13 protein-coding genes, 1 tRNA gene and 1 pseudogene are annotated in these 14,121 nt (G+C 39.1%); 13 read left to right on the forward strand and 2 right to left on the reverse strand.

Annotated elements, in window-relative coordinates; translation table 11 throughout:
- Nucleotides 1-7 precede the first annotated feature (7 nt).
- The 7 genes and pseudogenes from V4B18_RS01910 to V4B18_RS01940 form a co-directional block, all read left to right on the forward strand.
- Nucleotides 8-421 carry a hypothetical protein gene (locus V4B18_RS01910; RefSeq protein ID WP_455475444.1) on the forward strand — a complete coding sequence of 138 codons (414 nt, stop codon included), beginning with the start codon at nucleotides 8-10 and terminating at the stop codon, nucleotides 419-421.
- 130 nt (nucleotides 422-551) lie between these two features.
- Complete coding sequence (locus tag V4B18_RS01915) at nucleotides 552-2,894, forward strand: phage tail tape measure protein (protein WP_455476168.1); 2,343 nt, start codon at nucleotides 552-554, stop codon at nucleotides 2,892-2,894.
- Nucleotides 2,891-3,337: a phage tail protein gene (locus V4B18_RS01920; RefSeq protein ID WP_455475442.1), complete on the forward strand. Its 447-nt coding sequence runs from the start codon at nucleotides 2,891-2,893 to the stop codon at nucleotides 3,335-3,337. The genes V4B18_RS01915 and V4B18_RS01920 overlap by 4 nt, the downstream gene beginning before the upstream one ends.
- Nucleotides 3,334-3,588: a tail protein X gene (locus V4B18_RS01925; RefSeq protein ID WP_455475441.1), complete on the forward strand. Its 255-nt coding sequence runs from the start codon at nucleotides 3,334-3,336 to the stop codon at nucleotides 3,586-3,588. Before V4B18_RS01920 ends, V4B18_RS01925 begins: the two co-directional genes overlap by 4 nt.
- Entirely contained in the window at nucleotides 3,579-4,577 is a 999-nt protein-coding gene (locus V4B18_RS01930) for a phage late control D family protein (RefSeq protein ID WP_455475440.1), read from the forward strand. Before V4B18_RS01925 ends, V4B18_RS01930 begins: the two co-directional genes overlap by 10 nt.
- Nucleotides 4,578-4,719: 142 nt before the next feature.
- Nucleotides 4,720-5,538 carry a DNA adenine methylase gene (locus V4B18_RS01935; RefSeq protein WP_455475439.1) on the forward strand — a complete coding sequence of 273 codons (819 nt, stop codon included), beginning with the start codon at nucleotides 4,720-4,722 and terminating at the stop codon, nucleotides 5,536-5,538.
- A 134-nt stretch (nucleotides 5,539-5,672) separates the two neighbouring features.
- Nucleotides 5,673-6,164: pseudogene (locus V4B18_RS01940) on the forward strand (DUF721 domain-containing protein); the annotation flags it as partial.
- Between the two features lie 164 nt (nucleotides 6,165-6,328).
- Here the strand turns inward: V4B18_RS01940 and V4B18_RS01945 are convergent.
- Nucleotides 6,329-6,403, reverse strand: a tRNA-Gly gene (locus tag V4B18_RS01945).
- 838 nt (nucleotides 6,404-7,241) lie between these two features.
- Here V4B18_RS01945 and holA point away from each other — a divergent pair.
- The 4 genes from holA to V4B18_RS01965 all read left to right on the forward strand — a co-directional run bounded on the left by holA (nucleotide 7,242) and on the right by V4B18_RS01965 (nucleotide 11,552).
- On the forward strand, nucleotides 7,242-8,285 hold the full coding sequence (gene holA, locus V4B18_RS01950; protein ID WP_455476169.1) for a DNA polymerase III subunit delta: 1,044 nt from the start codon (nucleotides 7,242-7,244) through the stop codon (nucleotides 8,283-8,285).
- A gap of 549 nt (nucleotides 8,286-8,834) precedes the next feature.
- The gene (locus V4B18_RS01955) at nucleotides 8,835-9,767 is read left to right on the forward strand and encodes a prephenate/arogenate dehydrogenase family protein (protein ID WP_455476170.1); all 933 of its coding nucleotides are present in this window, start codon (nucleotides 8,835-8,837) and stop codon (nucleotides 9,765-9,767) included.
- 423 nt (nucleotides 9,768-10,190) lie between these two features.
- A complete protein-coding gene (locus V4B18_RS01960) occupies nucleotides 10,191-11,045 on the forward strand; it encodes a YihY/virulence factor BrkB family protein (protein ID WP_455476171.1) in 855 nt (284 codons plus the stop codon).
- A gap of 12 nt (nucleotides 11,046-11,057) precedes the next feature.
- On the forward strand, nucleotides 11,058-11,552 hold the full coding sequence (locus V4B18_RS01965) for a YaiI/YqxD family protein (protein ID WP_455476172.1): 495 nt from the start codon (nucleotides 11,058-11,060) through the stop codon (nucleotides 11,550-11,552).
- A gap of 1 nt (nucleotide 11,553) precedes the next feature.
- Here the strand turns inward: V4B18_RS01965 and V4B18_RS01970 are convergent, their stop codons facing one another.
- The gene (locus tag V4B18_RS01970) at nucleotides 11,554-12,240 is read right to left on the reverse strand and encodes a TlpA disulfide reductase family protein (protein ID WP_455476173.1); all 687 of its coding nucleotides are present in this window, start codon (nucleotides 12,238-12,240) and stop codon (nucleotides 11,554-11,556) included.
- A gap of 420 nt (nucleotides 12,241-12,660) precedes the next feature.
- On the opposite strand from V4B18_RS01970, the gene lptM reads away from it, so the two are divergent.
- Together lptM and lysA are read left to right on the forward strand one after the other, a co-directional pair.
- Complete coding sequence (gene lptM, locus V4B18_RS01975) at nucleotides 12,661-12,837, forward strand: LPS translocon maturation chaperone LptM (RefSeq protein ID WP_455476174.1); 177 nt, start codon at nucleotides 12,661-12,663, stop codon at nucleotides 12,835-12,837.
- Nucleotides 12,838-12,845: 8 nt separating this feature from the next.
- Nucleotides 12,846-14,120, forward strand: coding sequence for a diaminopimelate decarboxylase (gene lysA / locus V4B18_RS01980; protein ID WP_455476175.1), 1,275 nt, complete (start codon nucleotides 12,846-12,848; stop codon nucleotides 14,118-14,120).
- Nucleotide 14,121: the final 1 nt, after the last annotated feature.

Consider the following 14,121-nt stretch of genomic DNA (forward strand, 5'->3'; position numbering starts at 1 on the left):
GTTTATCATGATACGTTTACAGACAGAAATCGAAGTGACATTGCAGGTTCCCATCCTTTATTTGGACAGTGATGGCAAGGAAGCGACACGCAATAAACTGATCTTTTATCGCCCTAATTTTAAACAAGCCAAACAACTCGCAGTGCTTATTGGGCCGCAGTTAACAGAACTGCTACTTCCTGAGCTTGGAGGCAAAAAAACAACGCTTACCAACGATACCCTCATAGCTAAGCTTTCTGAAGTTTTACTCACCCATGAGGCAACAGAAGGGATTACAGCTTTGTTAGCCGATATGTCGCGTGAATCTGTCGAACTCATTAATCGTGTTGATATTGTCGATGTTATAGCGATGTTTAAGGCATTTTTTGCTTTTTTTCCGGAACGCCAATCCCTTATGCAGGACAATTTGGAGCAGAATTAGCTCTTCATTTTCGATGGTCTCCCTCGGAAATCAATCAGATGGATTGGCTGGATGTTGTTTCTTATCGCCATGAGTTAGCACGCCTCAAACAAGAGGAGTACACAAATCATATGTCAGGAACGATGCTGTAATGGATGTTTCCCTTGTTGTGCGTTTTGTTAATCATCTGCAAGAGGGGATAGCCTCTGCCAAGCGCGATCTTAAAGCATTCAGTTCAGATGTTGCACGGTTTCAAAAGGAGACGCAACAGAGTTTTAAAAATTGGTTTTCAAGTGATCATATTCACGAAGCGACGAAAAATGCGGAAGTCGCTTTTAGTCATGCGCGTGGGCGTATGGTGGGTGCTATCGCCCAAACAGCAACATTGGTTGCTCCCCTTTATAAAGCTATGCAATTTGACCAGTCTATGAAAGGATTGGAAAAGGTTCTTGATGCACCCCTTCACCGATTGGTCGAATTGCGTCGATTTGCACTAGAGACTTCAACCAAAATCCCTTTAGCGGCACGTGAAATTTTAGAACTGATGACCAGTGCTAGCCAAGCAGGGATTGGTGAACAGGATTTGGAAGCTTTTAGCGTTTATGCTGCAAAAGCTGCCGTGGCATTTGATATGTCAGGGGATCAAATTGGTGAGCGCTTTGCTAAGTTGCGTAACGTTTTCCAATTGGATCAGAGAGGCATTGAAGATTTAGGCGATGCCATCAATCATCTCTCCAATCATATGGCGGCAAAAGCTAGTGAAGTTTCCGATTTTACCAATCGTGCCACCGGTGCGGCAACCATGTTTAAACTCACAGCACGTGAAACCGCGGCTTTTGGTACGGCAATGATTTCTGCTGGTATTGTTCCAGAAAGCGCTGCGCGTGGTTTTAACGCAATCAGTGCACGCATTCAGGCAGGTGGTAAGCATATTGAAGATGCTTTTACTCATATAGGTCTCTCACGTCAAAAGTTCATGGAAGATTTGGATAAAGATGCAACCGGTACCTTAGTTCGCTTTTTTCATGTCTTAGGTCAATCAGAAAAGGGTATGCGTTCTCTCATTGCCATTGCTGGACGTGACTTTACCGGCGATTTTGCTAAATTGGTTGGTAATCCGGAACTATTAGAGCAAGCTTTAAAATTTATTGAAGATCCAAAAGTCTTTAAAGGGTCTGTAGAACAAGAAGCCGATAAACAAGCAACAGGAGCCATCAAACAATTTGAACTTTTGCAAAACCGCATCGTGGCTTTGGGCATTACTCTTGGTGAAATACTCTTGCCCCCTGTCAATAATTTAATGGCCAGTGTTGGTACTTTTATCAACGGGCTTATGGCGTGGGCAAATGAACATCCAATTTTAACCGGTGTTATCATTAAAACCATTGCAGCCCTTATGGCTTTTAATATTACGCTACGGGTTGTTCGTTTTACGATGGCTGGAACGCGCCTTGGGCTTCTTCAATTAATCTCCTCCTTTATAAAGTTTGGGGCACTCAGTCGCGGGCTTGTAATAAATTTGCGTGCTTTAGCAACTTCAGGTCGCTTCCTTGAATTATTGAGTGCGAGTCTTGGTGGAAGCTTTGCACTGTTATCGCGCCCTGTGGTTTTATTAGGCGGTGCTTTGCGTGGGGTTATGGTTTCAGGGAGTGCCTTAGCCACAGTTTTTGGTTGGCTTGGAACAATGATTGAAGCAACTGCTGCTGGCATTGCCGCAGGCGTTGGGGCTGTTTTTACCCCGATAGGAGCTGTGATTGCCGCTGCTATAGCCGTTATTGTTGCAGCTGTTTTTTTCTTATGGAAATATTGGGATCGTTTCTCTTCCTTTGTTAAAGGTTTTGCACGGGGAATGGCGCGCGCTTTTGGTCGTGCGTTTGAAGCGATGATGCGTTTTTTTGGCGCTGATACAGCCACTATCACCAAGTGGAAAAACATTATTGCCGCTGCTTTTGATTTCTCTCAAGCTTGGCAAAAGTTCAAACAAGGACTTGGCGCTGTTGGCAGGTGGTTTGGCAATGTGTGGGATGGATTTAAACAAAGCCTTTCCAACTTTTGGCAATGGCTTGGTGGTTTTTTTGCTCAAGAAAAGCTCTCTGAGGATGCCAAAGCCGGTATGGAACAAGCAGGGGAGGACTTGGCCAATTGGATTATCGATGGCTTTAGTGCCTCCATCACGAGGTTGAGCGATTTTTTTACATCCTTGCCAAGTCGCATCAAGACATGGATTGGGCAGGTTGATTTATCGGACCTTTTCCATTTGCCAAGTTGGCTTGGGGGCAAAACAGCCATTCAGCCCATCCCACAATTTGCTGGTGCAAATAACAGACAATTTGCTGAAACAGAGACAAGAGACAAAGATAAAAGCCGTGTTTATCACAATCAAAATGTCACGGTACATGTCAATGGTGCGCGTGATCCTGTTACGACAGGGCGCGCCGTTAGTGCTGCGATTCAACGTGCACAAGCCAATGCACTCCATGGAGGGACGGAATGAATGATCCCCTTATGATGCTAGGATCCCATCAATTTTATGTCGATTGGCTCAATTTCCAATCGTTTGAAGAGGAGTTTTCAGCCACATGGGTTTCGATGGCACGTTTTGGGCGGGCGCCGAGCTTGCAGTTTACCGGCTATGGCAATGATCCTAAAACCATTCATGGTGTGTTGTTTCCAGAGGAGTTTGGCGACCGTGAAGCAATTGATGCCATCACCAAAACCATTCGAGCGGCCAAGCCTGTTCCCATGATCCGTTGGATCAGTGATTTTACCTATAGTGCTCTTTTGCATGGATCTGTCGTCATTACCAATATCCGTCAAGATCATGACTATATCAGCCGCTCTGGCCAATCTCAGCGCATTCGCTATTCCATCAGTCTTTTGCCCTTTTTTGATGGGGGAAAACCACAAGGACAATATCAGATGGGGCAATATCAATGAAGATTCCTGAAAAACGTTTGTTTGTCGAATTAGAAGATATGAGTCTTGATTTGCTTTGCTATGAGCATGCCGTTTCTGTTTTGGGGGATCGCACTCAGGTTAGAGCTTTAGAAGGGTATTTAGAAGCCACTTTATCGGCAAATCTAGGTCTTGCTCAATATGGTTATTTTTTGCCTCGTGGATTAAGCGTTGTCCTTCCTGAATTTATCCTGCTTGAGAAGAAAAGTACGGTGAAGCGCTTATGGGATTAAGACATGCACGCCCTTTCATTATGGTAAAAGTAGGGGACAAGCCCGTTCATGAGGTTTTTTACCAACGTCTTTTAACAGCAACCCTTATCGATCATGCGGGGAATGAATCCGATAATTTTGAAGCAGAGTTTGATGATAGCGGCAATGATTTAGAGGTTCCGGCCAGCAACAGTGCGCTGCAGGTGACTTTTGGCTATGAGGATAGCATCAGTGCATTTATGGGGCGTTTTGTTATCGAATCGGTCATGAGTATCGGCGGTCATGATGGAGAAATCTTGCGCATCTGTGGCAAAAGCGCTTCCATGCGTCAAGAAATCAAAGCACAAAGCAGTGAACATTTTGACAATCAAACGGTTGGGCATATTGTTGAAACATTAGCCAAGCGTCATGGTTATCAAGCAAAAGTTAGCCCAAAGTTTTACCAACAGTCTTTGTCTTATGTTGTGTGCACGGATCAATCGGTACTCGATTTTTTGACACGTCTTGCGGATCGAATGCAGGCACGTTTCTTAATCAAAGATCATAAGTTCTTGTTTTTAAGCGATGACAATTTACCGCCGCTCGAAATCCATAAGCATCACTGTTCTCACTGGGAGTTTAGAGTAGAACCACGGACACAATATGGTGTGGTTGAAGCTAGTTATTTTGATCGAGCCAAAGGGCAACAGTTACAGATCCAACATCAGACAAGTTACAAAGGTTCCACGCGGCGTTTGCGCGGTTGTTATAGCTGTAAGGAAGAGGCTCTAGCAGCAGCAGCCTCAGAAGGAGAGAGGCTTTGTCGTGCTGTGGGAAGTGGTTCGTTACTGTTAGAGGGTCAACCAGAAATCATGGCCAATCAACCTCTTTTGCTCTGTGGGTTTCGTGGGGAAATGAACGGACAATGGAAAGCCTCTATGGTGACCCATCGCTATGAAAAAGCCAGCGGCTATACCACAGAAATTATCTTAGAAGCACCAGAAAAGGAAAGGGGAAATAGCAAGCAATAGAGGCTGGGCTGGTTTCTCCAGCCAACGGGGATAAGTTAGCGACAAAACCCGTCCGATGCCAGAAAACATAACATCGCAGCCACTTCTTATCACTCAAAGCAATGAGAAGATGGCTATTATGGATGGAAGAAGTTAAGAAAGTATGGACACAATTTATTCTGAAACATTAAAATCTGTTGCTCCTGTCACACCAGCAGCTGCTTATATTGGTGGCAAAAGAAGGTTAGCCAAAACCGTTGTCAAAATCATTGAAGAGATTCCGCACAACGTTTATGCCGAACCTTTTATTGGGATGGGTGGGATTTTCTTTAGGAGAAAATTGATACCAGCTGCGGAAATCATCAATGATCGCTCAGGCGATGTAGTGAATCTTTTCCGCGTGTTGCAACGCCATTATCAGCCCTTTATAGATCTGTTAAAGTTCCAGATCAGCAGCCGTGAGGAGTTTCTACGTCTTTCACGACAAGATCCAAAGGATTTAACCGATTTGGAGCGTGCTGTTCGGTTTTTATATTTACAACGGTTGAGTTTTAGCGGCAAGGTGGTCAAGCGCACGTTTTGCGTTGAAACAAGCCGTGGTGCACGATTTAATCCTTTTAAAGTCGAAGCGTTATTAGAGCCTCTTTACCGCCGCTTGGCAGGGGTTACAATTGAAAATACAGATTGGTCAGACTTTATGCTGCGCTATGATAAGCCCAACGTTTTGTTTTACCTTGATCCGCCTTATTTTGGTGTTGAGGATTACTATGGAAAGGGCTTGTTTAAGCGGGAGGATTACCAGACGATGTCTGCGCTCCTTGCGCAATTAAAGGGCAAGTTTCTTCTCTCTTTAAATGATGTGCCAGAGATTCGGAAAACCTTTAGTCAATTCCATATAAAAGAGGTCACCACATCTTATACATGTTGCAGCTCAAATAATGCTATTGCCAAAGAACTAATCATCACAAATTGCCATTTTTAACAGAAGAAAAAAGACTCTTTGAAGGGGCTTTAAAACCCCTTTGAAGACCCTTTGAAAGCCCTTTAAAAATTCTTTGAAAAAAAATGAATTGATATAAAATTGAAAGAAAAACATTAATCGAGAAAATAATAGAAATGGCACAACACTTTCAAAAGCATCGTTTTCATTCTCTTTCTGAGACTGCATCTAAAATGCTTGACCCAGTTTTATCTAAGCGCACAGGGATCAATGTAGCTCTGATAGAGCATTGGTTACAGATTGTGGGATCCGATATCGGTGAGCACACAATGCCATTAAAAATTATTTGGAAGCATCGAGTTAATGTTGATGATCCTTTTCAACCCGCAACACTTGTTGTGGCTTGTGAAGGATTTACTGCATTGAAATTACTTCATGAAAAAGATGAATTTCTTCATAGGATTAATGGCTTTTTTGGATACATAGCTATCGATCGTATAAAAATAGAACAAAGATCTATATCTTTTCCTGATTGTTTACCAACAACCCCAGTGCCAACTGAAGAAGATAAACAATGTGTAAAAAAGATTCTTGAGGGGATTACAAATAGAAAACTGTACCAATCACTTTATGAATTTGGTTGTGCTATTTTTGCAGAAAAAAATAATACCGAAACATCATTTTTAACAGAAAATAAAGACTCTTTGAGGGGCTTTAAAAGTCCCTTTAAAGCCCCCTTGAAAATCCTTTGAAAAAAAATCAATTGGTGCAAAACGAGGTGGCAAATAGTGCAAAACGAAGTGGCAAGCTACATACACAGATTATTATAACATGGAGCGGGCGATGGGATTCGAACCCACGACCCCAACCTTGGCAAGGTTGTGCTCTACCCCTGAGCTACACCCGCTCATATATTCGAAACATTTCTACTTCAAACGCTGTCTGTATGGCGTAGGCTTATTAGAATTGCAACAAAAAAATAATATTTCAGTGTAATTTATTTTTTTAATGTTAAAAAAATGGAAAAAAGATTGGTTTTGAAAGTTTATTTTTAATAATTCGTTCTCTGTAATTATTAAAATTATTGGTAAAATAAATTTAAAAGAGTAAATTTGTGTATTGCTATTTGGATTGTTTTTGATGTCAATAGCTTTGCGAAAATAACAGAAGAGTATTATCGTAGCTGTTTTACAAATTATGTTGTATTTTATTTAAGGGTGCAGTTTGCTAAGAAGTGTTGGGATGGTACGCTTACAGAAAATAGCTATAAAGATAGTGGAAATCACAAATGCATGTTTATTAGCTACAAGACAATATTTTTACAAGTGATGCAAGCTGCACGTAAATTTGTTAGTGATAAATTTGATGTAATTGTCATGATTAGCATAATTAATATCTATAAATATTTGCAGTAGTGCAAACAATTTCCACTATTTTTGCTGCGATTTTTAATTTTGTCGGAATGAATTAATTGTTTGCATTTATCACGCTAAAAGATGCTGATTCTGTTATGAAGCTGATTGAAAAATTATTGAAGAGAAGAAATTAACCACTATTATGACAATGCATTCTATGTGTTAAGATCTTGATCATGGAAAGGGGAGGCTTATTGTCATATGAGGAAAAAGTGCTCTTCGATAACTGTTAAGAAGAATCTAAATGATTGAATGTGTATAATCTTGTAGGAGTGCTCCAAAAGATTTGTGGCGGAATTTTTGATGGTAAATTTTTAATGGACTAATGTTTTGGCTCAGAAAAAAGCGCATGAAGTTGATAACTTTTTAACACGTCTTTCGCGTTCTTTTCGTATTGTTCTCATTTATGGACCTGATCGTGGTCTTGTTTGTGAACGTGTACAGCGTTTTATTAAGCTCACGCAGATAGCAGTACAGGATCCTTTTTCTACTGTTCGGTTGGATGCGATCGAGATTGATAAAGATCCTGCGCGATTGGGAGATGAAGCACGCACGCTATCGTTTTTGGGTGGGGATCGTTTGGTATGGATATCTAATGCAGCTAATCAAAAAAACTTTCTTGCAGCACTGAAGCTTTTAATTAAAAAACCTCCAGAAACGAGTTTTGTTTTAATTGAGGCAGGGGATTTAAAAAAAGGAACAGGGCTGCGTAATATTATTGAGGCAGCACAAACAGCGATGGCTTTGCCTTGTTTTGCAGATGATATTCGTTCTCTTGACATGTTAATTGATAAGGTCTTAAAGAATTTTAATATGACTATTTCTTCGGATGCATGCAAATGGTTGCTGCATCATTTGGGAGGAGATCATCTCGTTTCGCTGAGTGAATTAGAAAAGCTTTGCCTTTACGCTTTGGAAAAAACACATATTACTCTTGAGGATGTAAAAGCTGTGGTAAGTGATGTCAGTCCGCTTTCTCAAGATGAAGTGATCGATGCTGTATTATTAGGAGATATAGCGAGCTTTGAAACCTACTTTAGCCGGCATGAAGCGACGCAAAGCGCATATTTTTTTATTTTGAATACTGCACAAAGACATTTTCAGCAATTACAGTTTTTGCGTTATCAAGTGGATGTTGAGGGTAAAAATGCTTTTACGGCAATCTCTCAAGCACAGCCACCCATTTTTTTTCAGCGGAAAAAAACCGTTGAACGTGCTCTAAAATATTGGAAAATGGAGAAAATTTTTTATGCAATGGAACGAATTCAGCATGCTGTTTTAGAAAGCCGTAAAAATCCGCTTTTGAGTGAAGCTATTACTCGTCAAGCTTTATTGGGGGTGGCAATTGTTGCACAGCGCCAAATGGGTTCTTAAAATATTTTGCTATGTTAATATTTATCCTTTTATGTAAGAATGTTGAAGATATCATTCTTATCAGTTTCCATTGTTGAGAGGAGAAGGATAACGTTAGAATTATCGTGTATCTTTTTACAAACTGCTTAGCAAAATTTTCAATATGAGAAGAGGCTATATTCATTTCCGTAGGCATATAAACGATGATGAGCAAAAAACCAACTTTTCTAAGAGTTTTATTAGAGAAATGCGCATAAAGCTGCAAGAGTTTGTTTTTAATAAGAAATATTTTTTCTTAGATTAAAATCAAGAATTTATGAAAAGGTTAGCTTTTTATCATCTATGACAATAGAGAGTATTTAACCAATGAATTGATAGTTTTTAGGGTAATGTTATATTTTTTGACAGTTTTTTAATATATTATTTCAAATAAAAACAATATATTATCGAATTTTATTTGCGATTATTGGTTGTAGCTTTACGGCTGACTATAATTTTTCAAGACGTTTAACTATTCTGTTATCAGTACAAGTATCAATCGTGGTCTTGTTATTGCTTTAAAGGTGAAAAATGCTTCATATTCGGTTTGAAAAAGTAGCACTCATTGGAATTGGTTTAATTGGTTCTTCTTTAGCAAGAATTATTAAAAAGAATGGTCTTGCCGGTCAGATAAATATCGCTACGCGCAGCCAAGAAACGTTGGAGCGAGCACGGGAATTAGAGCTTGGAGATTTTTATACAACTGACAGTGCAAAGGCTGTTGAGGGAGCAGATTTGGTAATTATTGCTGTTCCTGTTGGAGCTAGTGCAGAGGTCGCAAAAACCATTCGTGATCATTTAAAGCCTGATGCGATTGTAAGTGATGTTGGTTCTACGAAAGCGTTGATGATTGCAGAAGTGGCGCCTTTATTGCCAAAATTTGTTCATTTTATTCCTGGTCATCCTATTGCTGGAACTGAATATTCTGGGCCAGATGCTGGATTTTCTGATTTATTTGTAAACCGCTGGTGTATCTTGACACCATCTGCTGACAACGATGCTACTGCTGTAGCAAAATTAACTGCTTTTTGGGAAGCTTGTGGTGCGCGTGTTGAGAAAATGGATCCAAAACATCATGATCTTGTTTTGGCTGTTGTTTCACATTTGCCGCATTTAATTGCGTATAATATTGTTGGGACAGCAAGTGATTTAGAGAAAGTAACCGATTCAGAAGTGATTGCTTATTCAGCTTCAGGCTTTCGTGATTTTACCCGCTTGGCATCTTCTGATCCTGTTATGTGGCGGGATATTTGTTTGCATAATAAGAATGCAATTTTAGAAATGTTGAGTTGTTTTAATGAAGGTCTTGCGTATTTAGAGCGTGCGATCCATCGAGGAGATGGAGATGTGCTGTTTAATTTTTTTACGCGTACGCGAGAAGTGCGACGTAGCATTATTGCGGCTAAACAGGAAATTGATTCCCCTGATTTTGGGCGCCGTGCGATTCTTAAAAAAAATGTATAAAAAGAGTAAAATTATTTATTTTTTAACGGCGAGAGTTATTTGTAAACAATACAGTCTGTTTTTTGCTTAAACTAAACTTTAGGGGTAATGAGAAATACAGCGCTAAGATGATAAAAAATATATATTTATGTATGCAATAAGTGTTGGTTGTTTTTTATGATGATAAAAGTTGTGGTAATCGTGTACGTGACAATGTCGAGAGGCGGTTATGTTACATCCGAGCTCTTTTATAAACTGTTGATGAGATTTTTTAATCTCATTTTTAGTGGTTTTATATAAATTAGTAATGTTGGTTATATTTATTCTTACTTTTAAAATATCTAGGATTTTTGCACAGAACAGATTTTGTTTTATTTACTGAATGTAGATAGTTTTCTTAAATATGGGTTTTCAAACAAAAATTTCTTCAGAAAGTGTTAAATTTTGATACGAAATATATTGAGATATAGTTATCGTATTTTTGTCAATGCTGTGAGCCATTATTTGCGCGATAATGGGAATGCTTTCGCAAGTCATGTCGCTCTTTCGGGACTTTTATCGTTTTTTCCCTTTTTCATTTTTGGAACTTCTCTTGCCAGTTTTCTCGGGGCTTTTACTTATACGCCGCAAAAAATAAAAGCACTTGTACAATTATTGCCGGATGCGATTGCAGAGCCTTTGTCTCAGGAAATTATCAATGTTTTAACTACTCAGCGAAGAGGATTGCTAACAATTTCTGTCATTGGAGCGGCGTATTTTGCTTCTAATGGGGTGGAGGCTTTGCGTACGGCTTTGAATAAGGCTTATCGCGTTGTTGATTGTCGTAGTTTATTTTTTTGTCGTTTACAAAGTTTATTTTTCGTGATCATTGGCGCAATGGGTCTATTGGTGCTCAGCTTTTCATTAATTGTGGTGCCTTTGTTAATCCGAATAATGCGAAATCATTCTTCTTTTATTGCTGAATATATGGGCGCAATACGGTTATGGCATTATGCGATTGTATTGATTGTTCTTTTCATAAGTCTTTTAATTGTTCATAGATGGTTACCAGCTGGGCGGCGGAAGTTTATAGATATTTTGCCAGGAATTATTGTAACAATATTCCTTTGGTTTGTGGTTTCTATTGCTTTTACCCAATATCTCGCAATGTTTAATTACATTTCTACCTATGCAGGGTTGGCATCTATTATGGCTGCCATTATTCTTCTTTATATGTTGAGCGCAATTTTTATTTTTGGAGGAGAAATAAATGCGGCGATAATGTTTTATCGCGATAATTTGCAACATTCAGATGAATGAAAGAGCTTGTTATTGAGTGAAAGCCAACAGACCAATACACGAAAAAAATCTGCTATTACTTTATTTGTTGATGCCGATGCTTGTCCTGTAAAGCCTGAAATTTATCGTGTTATGAACCGTTATCAGCTCAAAACATTTATTGTGGCAAATCGTTTTTTGATCCTTCCAGATGAAGCGCTTCTTGAAAGGGTGATTGTTGCCAGAGAGCCTGATTGCGTGGATGATTGGATTGTCGAACATCTGTGTGAGGCGAGTATTGTTATCACAAGTGATATTCTTTTAGCTGCGCGCGTTGTGCAGGTGGGGGGCGCTTGTCTTTCGCCAATAGGGCGTATTTTTGACGTAAATTCGATTGGTCAAGCTCTAGCGATGCGCAATCTTATGGAAGATTTGCGAGGACAGGGTAATGTTACAGGTGGCTCCCGTCCTTTTTCTCGCAAAGACCGATCTGCTTTTTTATCGGCACTGGATTTAACTATACAGCGCTTGAAAAGGCGCGGTTATTAGGTTATTTCGCGTTTTTAATGACAGCTTGTATGAGTGCTTTTGCATCATCATTGCCCCATGGAGCGGCACCGTTAAATGAAGCAATGAGATAACCATTTTTATCGACTAAAAATGTAACAGGTAATCCTAGAGCTGGAAATTTTTTCCCAGCATTTTTAAAAATATTCATTGTTTCATCGCGGTAATATATTAAATCACTGGCATGAATATCATGCAAAAATTGTTGAATTTTTTCAGAAGAAGCTACTTTATCAACATTAATAGCTATTACATCGAAATTTTTTCCACCCATTTCACGCTTTAATTGTGCCAATTCTGGCATTTCTTTGCGGCATGGTCCGCACCAAATAGCCCACAGATTGATGAGCATTGGCTTTCCAGTAAATTCAGCAAGTCTATGGTCTTTTCCTTGAATATCCTTAAAAGAAAGTTGTCTCATATCATGGGAAGTATCAGTAAATTGCATATGGGTAAAAAAGCCTTTAGCTGCTTTTTTTATTTCCATTATTCTTTCTTCTTGCGCTTTTTCTTGTGCTGTTGTCACTGAAATAAAATGAGAAATGAAAGATACTATCTTGTCAGTGTATTTTATTGCCGCATACAAACCTAAGACAATGATTAAAGATATAATAAAGGACAGTACTTTTCTGTTTTTCTTTTTATGATTAATAAAAATTTGAGAAATCATAATTTTGTCCTTTTAATAGATGTTTCTAAGGTATAACGAATAAAAAATAAAATGAAGTTAATCCATTGTAGCAGGGGAGGGAGGCAATTAATAAATACAAAAATAGTGCACACTTCAGTAATTTTTGCTCAAAAATTTTATCAATATTATGTTGAAAGCTCAATTTTTTATACAACAATGAAATAAACGAAGTTTACGTCATAGATTGGTTATAAAGAATCGCTCCTGATTTAAAGTTTATTCATTAAAGCATAGAGCGTATCGATTTACTTTTTTATAAAATTTTGAATGTTTATGAGAATATTGAGATATGGTTTAATAAATTAAGCAATTTTGTGGTAGAGCGTTTATCTATAGTGTATTTAAAATTCTTTCGTTAAATGATTAACAGAAAGAGATCGATGTGAGTAAAGAGGGTATATGGAAATTATTTTAAAGAGTTTAATTGTTCTTTTTTGTAGTGTCATTTTGGTTGGATGTGGGCGTAAAGGCGCATTAGAATTGCCTCCTTCAACTGTGGAAAAAACTACGCAAAAGATCTTTGTTGATAAAAGCAAAACAGATAAACTTTTTATTCTCGATCGATTGATAAAATAGGGATTTTTATGCGCTTTTTTCCTTATCATCAAGGTGAGCTTTATGCTGAAGGTCTTTCTCTTGCTGCACTAGCGCAGGATGTTGGAACACCTTTTTACTGCTATTCGGCTAGTGCAATAGTTGCGCGTTTTAAAGGTTATAAAAACGCATTTTGGGATATGCCAAGTTTGATTGCTTATGCAGTTAAGGCAAATTCTAATCAGGCAGTTTTACGACTTTTAGCAGCAAATGGTGCGGGAGCTGATGTGGTTTCAGAAGGTGAGTTGCGGCGTGCACTGTCTGCTGGCATTCCTTCTGATCGTATTGTTTATTCGGGCGTTGGTAAAACAGTTAAAGAAATAGATTTTGCACTTGCGCACGATATTTATTGTTTTAATGTTGAATCAGAGCCTGAATTGGAACAGCTCTCGGCACGTGCTGTTGCACTTTCAAAAACAGCACGTATTTCATTGCGTATTAATCCAGATGTGGATGCAAAGACTCATACAAAGATTACAACGGGCAAATCTGAAAATAAATTTGGTATTCCACTATCATTAGCGGGGGATGCGTATAAAAAAGCTGCACAATTGCCAAATCTTCATGTATGTGGTGCGGATATCCATATTGGCAGTCAAATTTGTGATTTAAAGCCGTTTGAAGATGCATTTCTTATTGTGGCAGATTTTGTGCGTCAATTATGGAGTAATGGGCATGCGATTACGCATATCGATATTGGAGGAGGACTTGGTATTGCGTATGGTAATGAACAACAATTTCCGCCTTCTCTTGCTGATTATGCAGCACTTGTGAAAAAGCATATTGCACCTTTAGGGATTAATATTATCATGGAGCCTGGACGCAGTATTGTTGGTAACGCTGGTTTATTGGTGACAACTGTTGTGTATATAAAAAGAGGGGAAGGGCGGGATTTTGTTATTGTTGATGCAGCAATGAATGATTTTATGCGTCCAACACTTTATGATGCTTGGCAAGATATTGTACTTGTGAAGCAAGCAGAGATGGATGCACCACGCATGAGAGCAGATATTGTTGGTGCGGTTTGTGAAACTGGTGATTATTTAGGATTAGATCGCTGTATACCAGTTTTGGCAGCAGGGGATCTTCTCGCGGTTACTGGAGCAGGTGCTTATGGTGCAGTGATGGCTAGTACCTATAATAGCCGGCTTTTGGTGCCAGAAGTTCTCGTGCAGGATACGCGTTATGCGGTTATTCGTCCGCGTCTTGATTATGCGCAATTGATAGGCTGTGATCATATTCCAGATTGGGTTGAGTATTGTTAAA

The sequence above is a fragment of the Bartonella sp. B17 genome, assembly GCF_053795755.1.

Bases quoted from the DNA above. Each gene is read 5' to 3' on its own strand.
- V4B18_RS01925 (WP_455475441.1), top strand. From the start codon at position 3,334: ATGAAGATTCCTGAAAAACGTTTGTTTGTCGAATTAGAAGATATGAGT.
- V4B18_RS01920 (WP_455475442.1), top strand. From the start codon at position 2,891: ATGAATGATCCCCTTATGATGCTAGGATCCCATCAATTTTATGTCGAT.
- lptM (WP_455476174.1), top strand. From the start codon at position 12,661: ATGGAAATTATTTTAAAGAGTTTAATTGTTCTTTTTTGTAGTGTCATT.
- V4B18_RS01935 (WP_455475439.1), top strand. From the start codon at position 4,720: ATGGACACAATTTATTCTGAAACATTAAAATCTGTTGCTCCTGTCACA.
- V4B18_RS01930 (WP_455475440.1), top strand. From the start codon at position 3,579: ATGGGATTAAGACATGCACGCCCTTTCATTATGGTAAAAGTAGGGGAC.
- V4B18_RS01915 (WP_455476168.1), top strand. From the start codon at position 552: ATGGATGTTTCCCTTGTTGTGCGTTTTGTTAATCATCTGCAAGAGGGG.
- V4B18_RS01970 (WP_455476173.1), bottom strand. From the start codon at position 12,240: ATGATTTCTCAAATTTTTATTAATCATAAAAAGAAAAACAGAAAAGTA.
- lysA (WP_455476175.1), top strand. From the start codon at position 12,846: ATGCGCTTTTTTCCTTATCATCAAGGTGAGCTTTATGCTGAAGGTCTT.
- V4B18_RS01955 (WP_455476170.1), top strand. From the start codon at position 8,835: ATGCTTCATATTCGGTTTGAAAAAGTAGCACTCATTGGAATTGGTTTA.
- V4B18_RS01910 (WP_455475444.1), top strand. From the start codon at position 8: ATGATACGTTTACAGACAGAAATCGAAGTGACATTGCAGGTTCCCATC.